Annotated in this window: 16 protein-coding genes; all 16 read left to right on the top strand. The window is 60.0% G+C overall.

Annotation, left to right across the window (positions count from 1 at the left end; all coding sequences use genetic code 11):
* Window positions 1-39 precede the first annotated feature (39 nt).
* The gene (gene rlmN, locus VB144_13375; GenBank protein MEA4884616.1) at window positions 40-1,113 is read left to right on the top strand and encodes a 23S rRNA (adenine(2503)-C(2))-methyltransferase RlmN; all 1,074 of its coding nucleotides are present in this window, start codon (window positions 40-42) and stop codon (window positions 1,111-1,113) included.
* A gap of 114 nt (window positions 1,114-1,227) precedes the next feature.
* A complete protein-coding gene (locus tag VB144_13370; GenBank protein MEA4884615.1) occupies window positions 1,228-1,950 on the top strand; it encodes a Stp1/IreP family PP2C-type Ser/Thr phosphatase in 723 nt (240 codons plus the stop codon).
* Complete coding sequence (locus tag VB144_13365) at window positions 1,941-3,296, top strand: FtsW/RodA/SpoVE family cell cycle protein (protein ID MEA4884614.1); 1,356 nt, start codon at window positions 1,941-1,943, stop codon at window positions 3,294-3,296. The genes VB144_13370 and VB144_13365 overlap by 10 nt, the downstream gene beginning before the upstream one ends.
* The gene (locus VB144_13360; protein ID MEA4884613.1) at window positions 3,293-4,702 is read left to right on the top strand and encodes a penicillin-binding transpeptidase domain-containing protein; all 1,410 of its coding nucleotides are present in this window, start codon (window positions 3,293-3,295) and stop codon (window positions 4,700-4,702) included. The genes VB144_13365 and VB144_13360 overlap by 4 nt, the downstream gene beginning before the upstream one ends.
* Window positions 4,699-6,672 carry a Stk1 family PASTA domain-containing Ser/Thr kinase gene (gene pknB, locus VB144_13355; GenBank protein ID MEA4884612.1) on the top strand — a complete coding sequence of 658 codons (1,974 nt, stop codon included), beginning with the start codon at window positions 4,699-4,701 and terminating at the stop codon, window positions 6,670-6,672. The genes VB144_13360 and pknB overlap by 4 nt, the downstream gene beginning before the upstream one ends.
* A complete protein-coding gene (rsgA, locus tag VB144_13350; GenBank protein MEA4884611.1) occupies window positions 6,638-7,546 on the top strand; it encodes a ribosome small subunit-dependent GTPase A in 909 nt (302 codons plus the stop codon). The genes pknB and rsgA overlap by 35 nt, the downstream gene beginning before the upstream one ends.
* Before the next feature lie 40 nt (window positions 7,547-7,586).
* Complete coding sequence (gene rpe / locus VB144_13345; GenBank protein ID MEA4884610.1) at window positions 7,587-8,255, top strand: ribulose-phosphate 3-epimerase; 669 nt, start codon at window positions 7,587-7,589, stop codon at window positions 8,253-8,255.
* Window positions 8,256-8,353: 98 nt separating this feature from the next.
* Window positions 8,354-8,905, top strand: coding sequence for a hypothetical protein (locus VB144_13340; protein MEA4884609.1), 552 nt, complete (start codon window positions 8,354-8,356; stop codon window positions 8,903-8,905).
* The gene (locus tag VB144_13335; protein MEA4884608.1) at window positions 8,899-10,461 is read left to right on the top strand and encodes an AAA family ATPase; all 1,563 of its coding nucleotides are present in this window, start codon (window positions 8,899-8,901) and stop codon (window positions 10,459-10,461) included. The genes VB144_13340 and VB144_13335 overlap by 7 nt, the downstream gene beginning before the upstream one ends.
* Window positions 10,462-10,488: 27 nt before the next feature.
* Entirely contained in the window at window positions 10,489-11,823 is a 1,335-nt protein-coding gene (locus tag VB144_13330; protein MEA4884607.1) for a competence/damage-inducible protein A, read from the top strand.
* A 30-nt stretch (window positions 11,824-11,853) separates the two neighbouring features.
* Window positions 11,854-12,423 carry an RNA 2',3'-cyclic phosphodiesterase gene (gene thpR, locus VB144_13325; GenBank protein ID MEA4884606.1) on the top strand — a complete coding sequence of 190 codons (570 nt, stop codon included), beginning with the start codon at window positions 11,854-11,856 and terminating at the stop codon, window positions 12,421-12,423.
* A gap of 61 nt (window positions 12,424-12,484) precedes the next feature.
* Complete coding sequence (recA, locus tag VB144_13320; protein MEA4884605.1) at window positions 12,485-13,651, top strand: recombinase RecA; 1,167 nt, start codon at window positions 12,485-12,487, stop codon at window positions 13,649-13,651.
* The gene (locus tag VB144_13315; GenBank protein ID MEA4884604.1) at window positions 13,641-14,183 is read left to right on the top strand and encodes a regulatory protein RecX; all 543 of its coding nucleotides are present in this window, start codon (window positions 13,641-13,643) and stop codon (window positions 14,181-14,183) included. The genes recA and VB144_13315 overlap by 11 nt, the downstream gene beginning before the upstream one ends.
* A gap of 315 nt (window positions 14,184-14,498) precedes the next feature.
* Window positions 14,499-16,028 (top strand): ribonuclease Y, encoded by a 1,530-nt coding sequence (gene rny / locus VB144_13310; GenBank protein MEA4884603.1) that lies wholly within the window; start codon window positions 14,499-14,501, stop codon window positions 16,026-16,028.
* Between the two features lie 65 nt (window positions 16,029-16,093).
* On the top strand, window positions 16,094-16,657 hold the full coding sequence (locus VB144_13305) for a hypothetical protein (protein MEA4884602.1): 564 nt from the start codon (window positions 16,094-16,096) through the stop codon (window positions 16,655-16,657).
* Between the two features lie 91 nt (window positions 16,658-16,748).
* Window positions 16,749-17,333 (top strand): TIGR00282 family metallophosphoesterase (locus VB144_13300; protein MEA4884601.1); only part of this gene is annotated, 585 nt, incomplete at its 3' end.

The following is a 17,333-nucleotide window of genomic DNA, read 5'->3' as shown; positions in this document are numbered from 1 at the left end:
CGGGCTCATGATACAAAGGAATCATGTGAGTTTGGTGGAATGATTACTAGCGTGGATATCAAGAGCATGTCGGTCTCTGAATGCAGGGCCTTTTTCGCTTCTCTCGGGGAACCCGCCTTCAGGGCGGACCAGACCCTTGAGTGGCTCTATCGTGCGCGTCTCTCATCGTACGCCAGCATGACCAACCTTCCAATCCGCCTCAGGCAGTTACTCGCGGAGGCGACTCCCATTCGCCCCTCGGAGGCGATCGCGAAGGTCAGGTCGACGGACGGGACGCGGAAATACCTTGTCGGGCTAGCTGACGGCAACGCAGTCGAGACAGTCCTGATGCCACACGATTACGGGCTGAGCCTCTGCGTGTCGTCGCAGGTGGGCTGCGCAATGGGATGCTCCTTCTGCGCCTCTGGCATCGGGGGGCTAGTTCGCAGCCTTGAATGCAGCGAGATGATCGACCAGATTCTCGCCGTGAGCAATGACGTGGGAAACGAGCGAGTCAGTTCGGTCGTGATGATGGGGTCGGGAGAGCCCCTTGCCAACTATGAAAACGTACTCAAGTTCATCAAGCTCATCAACTGGGACCGGGGCTTTGGGATCGGGTATCGGCATATCACGGTTTCAACATGTGGGATACTTCCGGGCATCCGGAAGCTTTCCGGCGAGGGTCTTCCCATTACTCTCTCGGTGTCGCTCCATGCACCAGATGATGACACGAGAACCGCGATCATGAAGATCAACAGGACATACCCAGTAAAGGAACTCGTGAACGCGTGCAGTGAGTATGCGGAGATCACTGGCAGGCGGGTTACCTACGAATACTCGCTGATCTCCGGGGTGAATGACTCCTCAGATCACGCAGCGATGCTTGCTGCTCTGATACGAGGCACGCTATGCCATGTGAACCTTATAAGGCTGAATCCAGTGGCGGAAACGGGGCTCGAGAGGTCTTCGGCCGATGCAGCTGAGAGGTTTGGGAAGATCCTTCGCACGTCCGGAATCGAGACAACTATCAGGCGAGAGATGGGCGCAGATATCGACGCTGCCTGTGGGCAGCTCCGGCGAAGGTGGCTCAGGGAGGGCGGTAGTCTTGGCTCAGATTGTGATCACACTGTTTAGAATGGCATGCATTGCGGCGCTCTATCTGTTCCTATTCAGAGTGTGCCATGGGATTCTAGCAGAGGCTGCAGTCCGGAGGGAAGACCAGGCCGTGCGCAGTGGAAGGTGATAATCATGCTGCTCGGGTGCGCCACCGATACTGGATTGATGCGCGATACGAATGAAGATGCATGTTTCGCCGATAGGCAGTGTCTGGCGGTGGCTGATGGAATGGGTGGTCACAATGCGGGCGAGGTGGCTGCGGGCATTGCTATCCGCACAGTGGCCTCGTACTGCGGACAATGGGACTCTGGAGATGATGTTGATGTCGCGGCGTGCATAGCTGCAGCAAACTGGGGAGTGCTTGAGGCGTCTCGGAGTTCTGAATCTCTCGCCGGCATGGGCACTACCCTCACAGTTGCCGCAGTGAGGAAAGGCGTTCTCCACCTTGGGCATGTGGGGGATTCCAGGGCATACCTGGTTCGCGGCGACGTAGTATCGCAGCTGACGACGGATCACTCGGTGGTGGGAGAGCTCGTTCGTTCCGGCCTGATCACCCCGGAGGAGGCTGAGACACATCCGCAGAGGCACGCCATAACGCGGGCGCTTGGTTTCTGCGACAGGCTCGACATCGACACTCGGGAGCGCTGCGTGGCGCCTGGCGATGTGATCCTGCTGTCCACTGACGGTTTTCACGATGTCATAGGCGCACAGGAGATGGCTGCTGTGGTAAGCACGGCCGAGGGGCCCCAGGATGCATGTGCTCTTCTGGTGGGTCTTGCCTGTGCCAGGGGCGGGCACGATAACATAACCGTTGCAATGGGGACTATCGAGGAGTCGGATATAGGATGGGCCTAGGAACTGTCAGACGCTCACACAGAGAGGTTGAACGCTCCCTCATCGGGCTGGTCATGCTGCTTGCCATCGTTGAGGGCGCCTCGCTTTCCTTTGCTGCCACTGGGCGGGCATTGGGCGAGCCGCTCGGGCTGTGTTTCGCGGCATCTGTCGCCTTTGCCCTATGCCATGCCGCATTTGTCTTGCTGGGTTTCCAGGGCGATCAGATCCTTATGCCGCTTTCTGCAGCGGCAACTGTCATGGGCTGTGTCACGGTGGCGCGGCTGAGGCCGGATCTGGCAGCAAAGCATGTGGGGCTCATCTGGATAGGGAGCATCGCGCTTGCGTGTGTCGTCTTCCTGCAGCGATCTGGCCGCATCTCCAAGTTTTCGGCGGCTGCCGCAGTGGGGTCGGTCGCTCTGCTTGTGATCACTCTGGCGGTGGGCCTAGAGCGAGGCGGAGCAAGATCCTGGCTGCTTTGGGGGGGCGTGGGGTTTCAGCCGTCTGAGTTTGTGAAGGTTGCGTGTGTGATTCTTGGCGCAGACGGCCTGTCGAGCCTTCCCACTGCCGAGCCTGACTGTGAAGCCAGGCTGGGCATCGGCAAGGTGTGGTCGTGCGTTCGAGCCAGGCGCACGGTGATGATATGGGCTCTGGTGATGGGCCTTATCGCGGCGCAGCGAGATGTGGGAACAGCCATGGTTCTCTACATCTCCTGTGTTGCCATGCTGTACGCGGCCTCAGGCAACCGCGTAATCGGGGGGGGCGGTCTCGGGCTTGGGGTGGTGATCGTGATCATCGCCGCTGCCGTGTTTGGCCATGTCCGCACGAGATTTACATCCTGGATTAACCCCTGGGCTGACCCGTCTGGGGCTGGATATCAGGTGGTGCAGTCGCTGTATGCCGTAGCGAGTGGAGGAATTCTGGGCCGTGGGTACGGGAGCGGTTCGCCCTGGCAGGTGCCTGCTGCGGTGACAGATATGTCGTTTGCAGCAGCTGCAGAGGAGATCGGGCTCTCAGGCTCTATCGGACTCATCCTGGTATACATGGCATTTGTGGGGCATGGGTACGGAAGGGCGATGAGGGCTAGGACCTCGTTCATGGCGCTGTCGGCCATTGGGGCCGCCAATCTGATAGCTGTGCAGACGTTCGTTATCATAGGAGGAAACCTTGGAATCCTGCCGCTCACCGGAGTGACTCTGCCTTTTGCGAGTTACGGGGGAAGCTCCATGGTGGCCAGCCTTGCCCTTGCCGGCCTCTTGATCGGGTCCACGGAAAGCGCCGAGGTCGAGGGCGATATGGCCTCGAACAGAGTAGGCAGGTCTGCTGCCGGCATGGCGCCACGCCTAGGAGATGGCGGTGATTCGCAGTGAACCGGCGCATCCGCCGTCTTGTGCAGGCATGGCTGCTTGGCGCCTGTGTGTTGGCGCTGGGGGCCACGTACTACCAGGCGATTAAGGCGGACCGCCTGGCTACGAGCCCCGGGAACCCTCGCGTTGCCGATGTGGATAGAGAGATAATCCGAGGGAGCATCTTGGATCGGGATGGGAATGTGGTGAGCGGCTCCTACGCGCCCGGGCTGTTGTCCCGATTCTACAACGGGCCTGGTTCTTTGGCGCCGCTGATCGGGTACGCAGGGCCTTCCATTGGCAAGGCAGGGCTTGAGGCCGCCTATGATCCGTGGCTTATGGGGAGGCAGCCCCTACTGAATCGGGCTGGATTGCTCTGGACTCTTGCTGGGAATCGTGCTCGCGGCTACTCTCTCGGGCTTACGATCAGCTCTGGGGTGCAGCGGGCCTGCGAGAGGGCCCTCGCCGGGCGACGTGGAGCGGCAGTGGTCTTAAACGCCGCCACCGGCGAGGCCCTGGCGGTCGCGAGCAGCCCATGGTTCATTCCATACGGAGCTGAGGAGATGTGGGGTTTCACCCTGTCGAGGGAGGATTCGCCACTCCTCTGCAGGGCAACGACAGGGCTATATCCACCTGGATCAACCATCAAGACTGCGATCGTGGCGGCAGCCATCGACGCAGGCGTGGCCGGCGTCGATGAGGTGTTCCAGTGTTCTGGGTCTATTCGGGCTGGCGGCACAGTGATTCGGGACCCGGGCGGCGCCCACGGGAGCGTTGATCTCAAGACCGCCGTTGCGGTCTCATGCAACGTGGTGGCCGTGGAACTAGCACTGCGGCTTGGCTCGTCTCTTCCGGAGGCGCTCGCCCGCTACTTTCTGGATAGGCCTGCGCCGTTTGACATCCCCACCGCCTCCGCGAGGCTCGGCATGGCAAAGCTCACTCAATCCGGCGACATCCTGGGGCAGCTTGGCATAGGCCAGGGCGACCTCGTGGTGACTCCTATGCACATGGCGATGGCAATTGCGGCGGCGGTGAATGGCGGGGCCATGATGATGCCGTATGTAGTTCGGGAGATAGCGGAACCCGATGGCCATCTGGTGCGAGTCCGAAGGCCCCGCGAGCTTCCTAGGCCCCTAAGCCCGGCGGCAGCAGCGTTAGTCACTGAGGCGATGAGGGCCGCGGTGGAACGCGGTACTGCAGTAAGGGCTGGCAGGCCGGGTTACGATATCGGAGGCAAGACGGGGACCGCCCAGAACCCTCACGGTGAGCCTCACGCGTGGTTTGCGGGGTTTGCGGTGGACGGATCTGGGGAGCGCCGGGTGGCCATGGCCATCGTGCTGGAGAATGCGGGCGCCGGAGGAACGGCTGCGGCTCCTCTGGCAGGTGATATACTTGTAACAGCTTTGGACGAGATGGAGGTGAGCGGGTGACCAACGAGCTCTTGGGAGGCAGGTATTCTCTTCTCGAGACTGTTGGAGAGGGCGGCATGGCGGTGGTGTACCGCTCCAAGGACACCCTTCTCAACCGGATAGTTGCCGTTAAGGTTCTGAGGCCCCAGTTCGCCTCGGATCATGAGTTTCGGGAGAGATTTCGAAGAGAGGCGCAGAGCGCTGCTGGCCTCTCACATCCAAACGTTGTCAATGTGTATGATGTAGGTGAGGAGGCCGGGTCCAACTACATCGTCATGGAATGGGTAAATGGGCTCACCCTCCACGATGTAATAGTGCGCGACGGAAAGCTCACTGTCGACCAGGCAGTGAATGTCACTGAACAGATCCTTGGCGCGTTGGAACACGCTCATTCGAATGGGATAATCCACCGGGACATCAAGCCACACAACATACTGATAAACACGGAAGGCCGAGTGAAGGTCGCCGATTTCGGGATCGCCAGGGCGGCATCGGCGAGTGCGCTTACGGAGACCGGAACCGTGATAGGAACGGTGAACTACACATCTCCTGAGCAGGCGCGGGGTGCGGCGGCTACTGCCGAGTCAGACATATACTCCCTAGGCGTAGTGATGTATGAGATCCTCACAGGGAAACTGCCATTTGCAGGCGACACTCAGGTGGCGGTAGCGCTCAAGCACATCCAGGATGAGCCGATGCCTCCGAGGGCTCTCAATCCGGCGATGCCAGTCGAGCTTGAGCGGGTGATTCTCCGGGCACTGGAGAAGGATCCGGAACGCAGGTGGCGGACTGCACGGGCGTTTCGAAATGGCATCAGTCAGGCGATGGCCAGGGCGCGACAGGGAGAGCCCGGCAGGCCGGGCGACGTGATGGCTATCCCGGGCCAGCCAGTAAGCGAGCAGGCTTCTGCTGCGAATGATCTGCCCACCACTGCAGCACAGAACCCGCTTGACACTACTCGGCCATTCGGTGTGGCGGGGGAGGCAACCAACAAGGTGGCGAACGACAATCACAGGCGAGGATCGAAACCGCGGCGCGCAGGAGTATTGGCATCCGCTCTGGTTGTCCTTCTTGTGCTCGCCGGTGCGGCGGCAGTTGGGCTCAAGGCATTCAGAGACTGGATACAAGTTGCCGAAGTGGCCGTTCCGGGTTTCGTGGGAATGACACTGCCGGACGCGGAAAGCACCGCGAGGCAGAATCGACTCACCCTTGACTCGTCTGCGAAAAGGTATGACGACACGGTGGACTACAATCACATCATCGACCAAGACCCTCCGAAGGGGACGAAACGCAAGGTGAACTCCGTAGTAAGGGTAACAGTGAGCCTTGGCCCGGAGATGGTCACTGTACCCGACCTGTTCAACAAGTCCGTGAGAGAGGCCAAGTTCGAGCTGGAGGGAATGAGGCTGTCGCTGGGCGAGCAGAAGACTGGATACCACTCAGACGTTTCCACCGGCAAGATAATCGCGCAGGAGCCTGAGGTTGGCATGTACGTGCCGAAGGGGTCCAAGGTCGACATCACGCTCTCATCGGGACCGCCGCCAGCTCCAGCTGAGATCCCCCTTGTGATTGGGATGACACTCGATCAGGCGCGGGAAGCCCTTGGCCGAGCTGGCTACGCTGTCGGCCAGGTCACTTCGAAATTCAGTATCCTCTACGAGGCTGGAACAGTCGTGGAGCAGCGTCCAGGGCCATACCAGCAGGCCGAACCAGGCGCCGCAGTGGACCTTGTGCTTGCGGAGAGGTCTGGCGGTGGAGACTCAGGATCCGATTCCAGTCCGCGAAAGTTCGAAGTGAGCTACCAGGTCCCTGCAGGGCCTGAAGTGCAGGAGGTTATGCTCAAGGTGATCGACAGCTACGGTGAGAGGATAAGCTATGGCCCGAAATCTCACCGGCCCGGCGATTCCATACGCTATGTCGTAGAGGTGTACGGGCCTGGGAAGATCGAGGTGTGGGTTGACGGCAATCTCATCAGAGTGCAGGACGTGTGATACTGGGATCATCGTGAGGGTGTCTGGCGGCATCTGTTGGGTTCTCATAGGCCATGAGACTATACCCTGTGCTGCCAGGGGAAATGTGAAGAAACGCCAGGACGGCGTGGCAGTGGGGGACTCGGTCCGCGTGACGCGTGATGCCGACGGCGGAATCGTAGAGGAGATCCTTCCGAGAACGACCTGCCTCGCAAGGCCGCTCATCGCCAATGTGGACCAGGCAGTGGTTGTGATGGCTGCGGCCGAGCCCAGCCCCAACCTGAACCTTCTCGACAGAATACTGGTCCTTGTGGAGCAGGCTTCTCTGCACGCCGTGATCTGCGTGACCAAGATGGATCTTGCTGGCCCGTCGGGCTGTGCGGATATGATGGCCACCTACTCAGACGTGGGTTATCAGGTGATGCCCACGAGCGTGCGTACGGGCCAGGGCATCACGGAGGTGATTGCTGCTCTGGCCAACAGGATCTCGGTGTTCTCGGGGCCTTCGGGCGCAGGGAAATCCGCACTTCTAAACGCAGTCCAACCAGGCCACAACCTTGCGGAGGGACAGTTGAGCGCCAGGATAGGCCGGGGAAGGCATACCACGCGTGAGGTTCGGCTAATCCCTCTTGATTCGGGCGGGTTGGTCGCGGACTCGCCTGGGTTCTCGGTCCTCGACATTGATTCCATGAAGCCCCGAGATCTGTGGCCGGCATTCCCCGAGATGCGTGGCCTTGCGCCGGGCTGCAAGTTCATAGGATGCGTTCATGACGCCGAGCCAGAGTGTGCAGTCAAGGCCGCTGTCATGGAGGGTAGGATTCCTTACAGCCGCTATTCTCACTATCTTGCCATTCTCGGGGAACTGCGCGAGGCGGAGAGAAGGCAGTACAAGTAGCTATACGGCAGCAAGGCTTCATGTGGAGGTGCGGGATGTGATCAAGATTGCCCCGTCGATATTGTCTGCGGACTTTGCGAACCTGGCCCGCGACATATCGAGAGTTGCAGGATGCGCTGACATGATTCACATTGATGTAATGGATGGGAGTTTCGTCCCGAACATCACCATAGGGCCTCCCGTTATCCGTTCCATCAGGAAGACTACTGATCTTCCTTTCGATGTGCACCTGATGATCGACAGACCTGAGGATCACATAGCAGCTTTTGCGGACGCCGGAGCGAACGTGATCACCGTGCATGCTGAGGCGACTCGCCACCTCCATCGCCTTCTTCTCCGGATACGCTCACTGGGGGTCGGGGCAGGGGTGGCTCTGAACCCGGCGACGCCGGTGTCGGCAATAGAGAACGTGATCGACATCGCCGATCTGGTGCTGATCATGACGGTCGACCCGGGATTCGGGGGCCAGGCGATGATCAGTCGCTCTCTCGGCCGGGTCGTGCAGGTTGCCGAGATGGCGAGGACCATCGGCGTTTCCCCGGATATCGAGGTGGATGGGGGGATGACGCCGGGCACGGTGGGAGAGGCGGCCCGTGCAGGGGCGAACACCATTGTGGCTGGCAGTTTTGTTTTCGGGGCAGCAGATGCCTCGGAGGCAGTGCGCGAGCTAAGGTCGGCTGCGGAGGCGGGTGCTCTGGCCCGGGAGTGATGGAAAGACTGCCGTGGAATTACAGCTCGCCCCCAATTGTCGTGTGATATAATCATCCGTGCAGCTTAAGGGCCGTTTGAGAGAATGGAGGAATGCCCTTGAAGTCGACGGGTGTGCATATCAGAACCGTGGCGGCAAGCCTCGCTATCGCCCTCGTCCTGCTCTTTGGTGGGCGCGAGGTGTTCATAAGAACTTCCGTTGCGCGTCCGCTCCGGATAGCGCTTGCGTCCATGCCCGAGATAACGTCTCATTCAACTGAGGCCACCAGAAAGGGCATGGTGCTGAGCCTGCGCCTTGAGGGCGTGAATGATCTTGAAGAGACCATGAAGAGAGCTTCGTGGGCTGCGAGCGCGGCCACAAAGCGCGATGATATCACGATCAGGATACTCGATTCGCGCGACGATGCGCTTCGCGAGGCTTACCACAGGATTCACTTCGTGATACAGGAGGCCATATCCACCGGGTCATTTGCGAGTATGGAGAGCCGGGCACAGGCCATAGCGAAGGCCGCCGGCGTGAGTTCATGCCGGCTGTGGGTGGATGAGGAGTGCGTCTATATCGCTCTTTCCAACGGCTCCCACGAGCTGTATGAGGTGGCCCCAAGGGGAGTCCGTGGCGATGTGGGAGGAGGTGTTCCTGCCACATGGTGAGAGATGCGATTATCGGCATGCTGGCTGCTGCCGCCCTGTTCTGCCTGGCATTTGGGTACGATGTCACCCCAGTGATCATGGCAGGCGGACTCATCGCTCTGTTCGAACTCGTTTCATCCGGGCAGATGCTCGGGCGCAAGTTCGAAGTGGTGGAAGCCGCCAAAGCTGGGTCGGGCATCGCCCGCGTCACCTTCGGAGATGTGGGCGGGCAGGAATCCGCGAAACGGGAACTGGTGGAGGCTCTGGAGTTCATCAGGAATGAGGAAAGTGCAATCCGCCTTGGTATTCGGCCACTGCGAGGAATACTTCTGAGTGGCCCGCCTGGAACCGGCAAAACACTCTTGGCGCGCGCCGCTGCGAACTACACCGATGCGGTCTTCTTCGCGACGGCTGGAAGCCAGTTCATCGAGATGTACGCTGGAGTAGGCGCGAAGCGTGTCCGCGAGCTGTTTTCGGGTGCAAGGCGGTCCGCATCTGCCGCAGGAAAGCGTAATGCCGTGGTGTTCATCGACGAGATTGATGTGCTCGGAGGAGTGCGTGGGAAGCACGATGGCCACCTCGAATACGATCAGACATTGAACCAGCTCCTAGTGGAGATGGACGGACTGTCGGCCGCCTCCAGGGATGGCGTGAGGGTGCTGGTCATCGGGGCGACTAACCGGGCGGATCTGCTGGATCCGGCCTTGATGCGTCCTGGCAGGTTCGATCGGATGGTAAGCGTGGGTGTTCCTGACAAAGAGGGAAGGCGCAGGATTCTGGAGATCCATACTAAGCGGAAACCCCTTGCCGACGATGTCGATCTCGACAGGCTGGCAGGGGAGACCTTCGGGTTCTCCGGAGCTCACCTCGAGAGCCTGGCGAATGAAGCTGCTATCATGGCCTTGCGTTCGGGCAGGGCCACGATCACTATGGCCGATTTCTCTGAGGCCATAGAGAAGGTCATCATGGGCGAACGAATCGGGCGAAAACCTGAAGAAGAGGAACTTCTCAGAGTGGCCGTACACGAGGTCGGCCATGCATGCGTAAGTGAGATACTGCGGCCTGGTTCGGTGGCTTCAGTTACGGTCTCATCCCGAGGCAAGGCTCTGGGGTATGTGAGGCACTCGCCTCGGTCGGATACGTACCTTCAGACTGGAGATGAACTCGCCGAGGAGATGGCAGTATTGCTGGCTGGAGCCGTTTCCGAAGAGCTCGTACTTGGAGCGAGGAGCAGCGGAGCGTCTCAAGACATAGAACAGGCGATCTCAACGGCGCGAAAGATGGTCAACTGGGGGCTCTCGGATCTTGGGATCATCTCAGAGCCTGATATTCCCAGAGAGCGGTACCACGATGCACTTACGGGGCTCGTTCGACGGGAAGAGAGCCGGGCGAAGTCACTGCTGTGCGAGTTCATCGATTTCATCCGCAGCACGGCGAAGGAGCTTGCATCCTGTGAGCGAATGGAGGGGGACGAATTCCGGGAGCGAATGGCGAGGGCGGGCGAGAACGCGGGGCAGGGCCCATCGCCATCCCTGGATACGTCGCGGGGGAACGATGCTGCCCCGTGCCGTGCGTAGCGATCCCCAACTGGGGGTGTTCTGTCAATGAAGGCGGAGATAGTGTCGGTAGGGACTGAACTGCTGCTTGGCCAGATAGTGGACACCAATGCGGCATACATCGCCCGAGCCCTGGCCGGGCTCGGGTTTTCCCTCTATCGCAAGACGACAATAGGAGATAACCACGACAGGCTCTCGTCTGTTGTAAGAGACGCGCTGGAGCGGGCGGACGTGATCATGGTCACTGGCGGTCTGGGTCCAACCGAGGATGACCTCACCAAGGAGACGGTGGCGGATGTCCTTGGAGTGGAACTGGTGGAGAATGCAGAGGCTCTGCTGCACCTTCGGACGATGTTCACATCCAGAGGAACACCCATGCCTGAGTCCAACCGGAAGCAGGCGTTGGTTCCGGAGTCAGGGGCCGGACAGGCAATTCCCAACCCAATCGGAACTGCCCCGGGAGTCCTGTTCAAGCAGGGTGTCAAGCGGGTCGTGTGCATGCCTGGAGTCCCACGGGAGATGAAGCTCATGATGGATGGATGGGTCACGAGCTACCTGCGGGAGTACCTAAGGAACGAGCGCGGGGTTGAGGCGATCAGGTCGAGGACAGTCAGGACCATCGGGATCGGCGAATCCCGCCTCGAACAGCTCATACTCGACCTTGCGCACGGCCGCGACAACCCGAGTGCAGCTACATACGCCGGCGACGGTGAGTGTGAAGTGCGCATCACGGCGCGGGCTGCCACAGAGGCTGCCGCTGATGCCATGCTGGATGGTGTGGAAGAGGAGGTCCGCCGCAGGCTGGGCAGGTTCGCCTATGGAGGCGAGGCCGACACGCTCGCGAGTGTGGTGGGCCGCTGCCTGCGTCGGGCGGGGCTTACGATCTGCACCGCTGAGTCCTGCACTGGAGGGCTTCTGGCCGGAAAGCTGACTTCGATTCCGGGGAGCTCTGACTATTTCGAGCGTGGCTTCGTTACCTACAGCAACCGGTCCAAGAACGAGGAACTCGGAGTGGATGAAAACACTCTGGCTGTTCACGGAGCGGTGAGCCGCGAATCAGCGATCAGAATGGCGCGGGGCGCAGCAAACGCATCTGGCGCGCGGATTTCGCTATCGATCACTGGCATCGCAGGACCCGGAGGAGGCAGCCAGGACAAGCCCGTTGGGCTCGTTCACTTCGGGTTGGTTGACGCCAGGATGACGCGGGTCATAGCTGCGAGGATTCGCTTCAATGGAGACAGAGAGTCGGTGAGAAACCGTGCCTGCAGCTTCTCGCTGGACCTCATCAGGCGTCATCTTGAGGAAGCATACCCCGAATCGCCCGGGAATGGCGCAGAAATCACCCACTCGGGGGACGGCGGCGATAGAGGAATCCCGAGGTGAACCTGGAATTCCTATGCAGGTGGTGATAGTGTGGCGAGCGTGCGGGCTTTCATCGCAGTGCGGCTGCACGGAGACGCGGCAGACGCTATTGCAGAGTATGTGAGGGCAATGGAAACTATCGATTCCTCTGTGAAATGGGTGGAGGTCTGTAACCTCCATCTCACCCTCAAGTTCCTCGGGGATACTGAGCGCTCCCGCATTCCCGCATTGCAGGCCGCGGTGGGAGGGGCTCTGGCCGGTGGAAGGCAGTTCCGTGTGGGCTTCGCGGGGGCAGGCGCGTTTCCCAATGTGAGCAGGCCTCGCGTTCTCTGGGTGGGGGTCCGCGGCGGCGCCGAGGAGCTTTCAAGGATTGCCCTAGCGATCGACGATAGCACCATCGCTTCCGGGTTTCCTGGGGCCGACAAGGCGTTCCGGCCCCACCTGACTATAGGAAGAGCGAGGGGAGAATCGGCAGGTGCAGCCGTCTCCAAGGCTTTGGCTTGCAGTGCTGGCGCCTCTTTTGGAAGCATGCTAGTGGATAGCGTGCACATCGTCGCGAGCACTCTCACTCCCGCTGGGCCCATCTATACCACGCTTTCAGAACTCAAACTCCGGGCGTAGAGCGCTGCCAGCGTGGCGAACATGTGTGCGGATGGTATGGTATAATTGAAGTGCGATGTGGATGGGAAAGGGGCGATCAGCTTTGAGTGAAAAAGATAAGGCGCTTCAGGCAGCGCTATCGCAGATCGAAAAGGAGTTCGGCAAGGGTTCAATAATGCGGCTCGGCGAATCGGCCGCGAACACGGCCATTGAAGTGATACCCACCGGTGCGCTCTCCCTCGACATCGCTCTGGGAGTGGGCGGAATGCCCCGCGGAAGGGTGGCAGAGATATACGGCCCTGAGTCATCAGGCAAGACCACAGTCGCGCTTCACATAATCGCGGAAGCGCAGAAACTTGGTGGAATCGCCGCGTTCATCGACGCGGAGCATGCCCTTGATGCGGCCTACGCCAAGAGGCTGGGCGTGGATGTGGACAACCTCCTCATATCTCAGCCCGACACTGGCGAACAGGCGCTGGAGATTACGGAAGCCCTGGTGCGTTCGGGCGCCATCGATATTGTGGTAGTCGACTCAGTGGCCGCATTGGTGCCAAGGTCGGAAATCGAAGGGGAGATGGGAGATTCCTTCGTGGGCCTTCAGGCCAGGCTCATGTCGCAGGCGCTCCGGAAGCTGACCGGGGCGATTTCCAAGTCCAACACCTGCGTAGTGTTTATCAACCAGATTCGTGAGAAAGTGGGTGTGATGTTCGGAAACCCGGAGATCACGCCAGGAGGGCGGGCATTGAAGTTCTACGCGTCAGTGCGGCTTGAAGTGAGGCGCGTGGAGTCGCTCAAGCAGGGCTCAGAGCAGATAGGCAACCGCACGCGCGCTAAGGTCGTGAAGAACAAGGTCGCCCCGCCATTCCGGGAGGCCGAGTTCGACATCATCTACGGCGAGGGGATCTCCCGCGAAGGCGCCATGCTTGACGTAGGAGAACCGGCCGGAGTAATAACTAAGAGCGGCACATGGTACTCATATGGCGACCTCAGGCTTGGCCAGGGAAAAGAGAACGCAAGGACGTTTCTCAAGAACAACCCTGACTTATCTGCCGAGATCGAGTCCAAGATCAGGTTGGCCACAGGGCTTGCACGCACGGCAGGCGCCGCGGGGGAGCCAGCTGCATCGTCTAGCTCTGCTCAGGGCGTTGGGGAGGCGGAAGCCGCGCAGGGCGCTCTTGCGCGCGACTCCGTCGGGAGCAGCGATGCAGGCGGAGCGAGGCCGGAGGCGAAACCGAAGAATGCCAGGTGACGGTGAACGCGGGATCGGTCACGGATCCGGGCGCAGACGCTCGCGGGGTCGGCGCGAGAGCACGCTAGAGGGCGCACGTGGAGCCGCGTACAAGCTCCTGGCCGTTCAGGCGCGCACAGAGGCGGAACTACGGCAGGCTCTGTCCGTGCGCGGCTACTCTCAGGACCATGTGGAACAGGCAATGGCGGAGATGATCTCCCGCGGGTACATCAATGACCATGTCACCGCAAGGCGATGGGCGGGCTATGCTGCACAGGAGCAGCGTCACGGGGTGGGAGGGATCGCTCTCAGGCTTGTTCGCAGGGGCATCGATCATGATCTGGCGCGCGCTGCAGCAGCGGAGGCGTACGAATCCGAAGGCATCGATGAGCGCGAGGCGGCTCTGTCCCTTGCGAGGAAGCGCATTACGGCTGCGGATGCCGCTGACGATGAGTCCAGGCAGCGAGCGTGTAGGCGTGTGGCTGGCTTTCTGGAGAGGCGTGGGTTCCGCGCTGATGCCATCGCCCATGCTATAAGTGAGCTCTTCACCTAACCCGGACGCGGCCGATGCATGTCGGGCCCATGGACCTGCTCTCGAAGGAGACAAGCAGAGCATCAGAGGATGCGGCGCGCGCGGCGCGGCGCGGCGCTTCGGTTTGCTTGACAGTCCTCGCGCACTACATATAGAATCAACGATGGAGCAGGAGAAGCTGTATCCGTACGCTCCATGGCCGCATCACGGGAGCGATCACCACTTCACATGCGTTCGGTGGAGGTCGAGTCCGTGATCGGATTCGGTTGTGTGGCGGCATGGGGCCGTTTCTTTACAGAGAAACTGTGGAGGAGGTGGATTGGCATTAGCCCATTCATACAAGCGATTATCTATCTGGTCATTGCAGGCGCAGCCGTGGGGGCGGGCTACATGGCGCGCAGGTGGATCGCCGAAGCGAAGATCTCGTCAGCAGAAGATGAGGCCAAGCGGATAGTCGACGAAGCCGAGAAGGAAGCAGAAGGCAAGAAGAGAGAGGCGATCCTAGAAGCTAAGGAAGACGCCCATAAGATGCGCGGTGAGGTTGAGAGGGAGAACCGTGACAGGCGATTTGAACTCCAGCGAACTGAGCGGAGGCTTCTGCAGAAGGAGGAGACACTCGACCGCAAGAGCGACCAGCTGGAAAAGAAAGAGAGCGCGCTGGAACGGCGCGAGAAGGAAATAGAGAAGACCCACGTTGAAGCGGAGGCAATGTTCGGCAAGCAGAGGCAGGAACTCGAACGCATAGGTGGGCTCACATCGGATCAGGCTCGTGAACAGCTGCTCCACGAAGTGGAAATCGATGTCCGACATGAGGCCGCAGTGATGATCAAGGAGATCGAAGCCCAGGCCAAGGAGGAAGCTGAGAAGCGAGGGCGCGATATCATAACCCAGGCAATCCAGAGATGCGCGGCTGATCATGTCGCTGAGGCCACAGTGTCTGTAGTGGCGCTGCCAAACGATGAGATGAAGGGCAGAATAATCGGGCGTGAGGGAAGAAACATCCGTGCGCTCGAGACCCTCACAGGAATCGATCTCATAATCGACGACACCCCCGAGGCAGTGATCCTCTCGGGGTTTGATCCCGTCAGGCGCGAGGTCGCTAGGATTGCGCTCGAACGTCTCATCCAGGATGGCAGGATCCATCCGGCGCGCATTGAGGAGATGGTTGAGCGCGCTCAGAAGGAAGTGGACGCCACCATCAGGGAGGAGGGCGAGCGCGCCACGTTCGAACTTGGCGTGCACGGAATCCATCCTGAGTTGGTCAGGCTCATCGGAAGGCTCAAATTCCGTACGAGCTATGGGCAGAATGTCCTTCAGCACTCCATCGAGGTGGCTCACCTTGCTGGCGCGATGGCGGCAGAGCTCGGGGCCGATGTGGCTTTGGCGAAGCGTGGAGGATTGCTGCACGACATCGGCAAGGCTACCGACCGCGAGATGGAAGGTCCGCACGTTGTCATAGGCGCTGAGCTTGCCAGGAAGTACAAAGAGTCTGTTCCCATAGTGAATGCCATTGCGTCGCACCACGGTGATGAAGAGGCGAAAAGCGTGGAGGCGGTCTTGGTACAGGCCGCGGACGCCATATCAGCGGCCAGGCCCGGCGCGAGGAGAGAGACTCTGGAGACGTATATCAAGCGTCTCGAGACGCTGGAGGGGATTGCTGACTCCTTCGATGGCGTCGACAAGGCATATGCGATACAGGCTGGCCGTGAGATACGGATCATGGTGAAGCCGGATAGAATTGACGATCTCAGCTCCGCTAAGCTGGCCCGCGATATCGTCAAGCGGGTGGAACAGGAGCTGGAGTACCCAGGCCAGATCAAGGTCACAGTAATACGCGAGACGAGGGCCGTTGACTACGCCAAATGACGGTGAGCGCGCGTGCGCATTCAGGCGTAAGATGGTCAGCAGGTATCAAGTAGCGAAGTCTGGGTATGGCGCATGTTGGGTGGAAGAAGGTGAAGCTGGTGAAAGAGGTGCGCACAAGGGAGGTCGACGGTTCGTCGGCCAGCGTTGGATTGCTCGTCTCGATTCTGGTCCGATATCCCGAGATATGCACAGTCTCGTACATGCCTGACACGCGGCTGCTTGGGTTTTCCTTCATGGTGTCACGCAAGGTGGAATCAGATGAGTTCGAAGCATTCCGCACCCGCGCAGTTGCGAGCATCTCGGTGTACCTTGACCTTCTTAGGTTCAATGAATCACCAGTTGCTGAGATCGAATCATCCGACCTCGGGATTGTCACTCAGATAAAGATCGTCAGAGATGTGGTGACACTTACTGGGGAAGAGATATCCCTGTTGATCGGACTCACCCTTGAGGCTTTTTCCGACGATCTTGTAACCGACAGACAGGAGGCCTTGGAGGAGGAAGAGGCCATAGTCCAGGAGGAGTTCATCGCAAACCTGCTGGCGGACCTCAAAGAGACGACCCAGGAGAAGAGGCTCATAGGTTTCAGGGAGGGCGGGCGCGTGGTCGTGTTCAACCGCCCTGCTTAGTGCGGCGTCTTCGGCGCATTCAATGCTAAGGAGCGGCGGGGGCAGGCGTCCTTGAGGACCTGCCCCTTTTCGTTGGAGGAGCGGGTATCGTGTGAAAGTCGCCATGTACGGTGATTTAATCGGAAGACCTGGCCGGGAAGGCGCCGCCCGACACATCGCGGAGATGAGATCCCGCGGCGAAGCGGACTTCGTGATAGTGAATGGAGAGAATGCAGCGGGTGGGATCGGGCTCACTCCTGAGATCGCTCGTGAGATCCTCGGCGCCGGCGCTGATGTGATCACAACCGGCAATCACGTCTGGAACAAGAGAGAGATGATGGCCTACCTCCCCACTGAAAGGAGAGTAGTGAGGCCTGCCAACTATCCAGCCGGAGCGCCCGGTTATGGTTGGACTATTGTAGTGAGCAATGGGTATCGACTGGCGGTGGTCAACCTTCAGGGCCGCGTTTTCATGCAGGCCATCGACTGCCCGTTCGCTGTGGCCGACCGAGTCATTGATACGATCGGATCGCAGGCCGATGCGATTGTCCTCGATTTCCACGCCGAGGCCACCAGCGAGAAACAGGCCCTAGGCCTCTACCTCGATGGGCGCGTCTCTGCGGTGGTGGGCACCCACACCCATGTTCAGACTGCTGATGCACGTATTTTGCCTTGTGGGACTGGGTTCATTACTGAT

It is taken from the genome of Clostridia bacterium, from assembly GCA_034926675.1.
Classification (GTDB): domain Bacteria; phylum Bacillota; class DTU025; order DTU025; family DTU025; genus JAYFQW01.
This window is presented reverse-complemented; position numbering and strand designations above follow the sequence as displayed.

Bases quoted from the DNA above. Each gene is read 5' to 3' on its own strand.
- rlmN (MEA4884616.1), top strand. From the start codon at position 40: ATGATTACTAGCGTGGATATCAAGAGCATGTCGGTCTCTGAATGCAGG.
- VB144_13370 (MEA4884615.1), top strand. From the start codon at position 1,228: ATGCTGCTCGGGTGCGCCACCGATACTGGATTGATGCGCGATACGAAT.
- VB144_13365 (MEA4884614.1), top strand. From the start codon at position 1,941: ATGGGCCTAGGAACTGTCAGACGCTCACACAGAGAGGTTGAACGCTCC.
- VB144_13335 (MEA4884608.1), top strand. From the start codon at position 8,899: ATGGTGAGAGATGCGATTATCGGCATGCTGGCTGCTGCCGCCCTGTTC.
- VB144_13330 (MEA4884607.1), top strand. From the start codon at position 10,489: ATGAAGGCGGAGATAGTGTCGGTAGGGACTGAACTGCTGCTTGGCCAG.
- recA (MEA4884605.1), top strand. From the start codon at position 12,485: ATGGGAAAGGGGCGATCAGCTTTGAGTGAAAAAGATAAGGCGCTTCAG.
- VB144_13315 (MEA4884604.1), top strand. From the start codon at position 13,641: ATGCCAGGTGACGGTGAACGCGGGATCGGTCACGGATCCGGGCGCAGA.
- VB144_13305 (MEA4884602.1), top strand. From the start codon at position 16,094: ATGGCGCATGTTGGGTGGAAGAAGGTGAAGCTGGTGAAAGAGGTGCGC.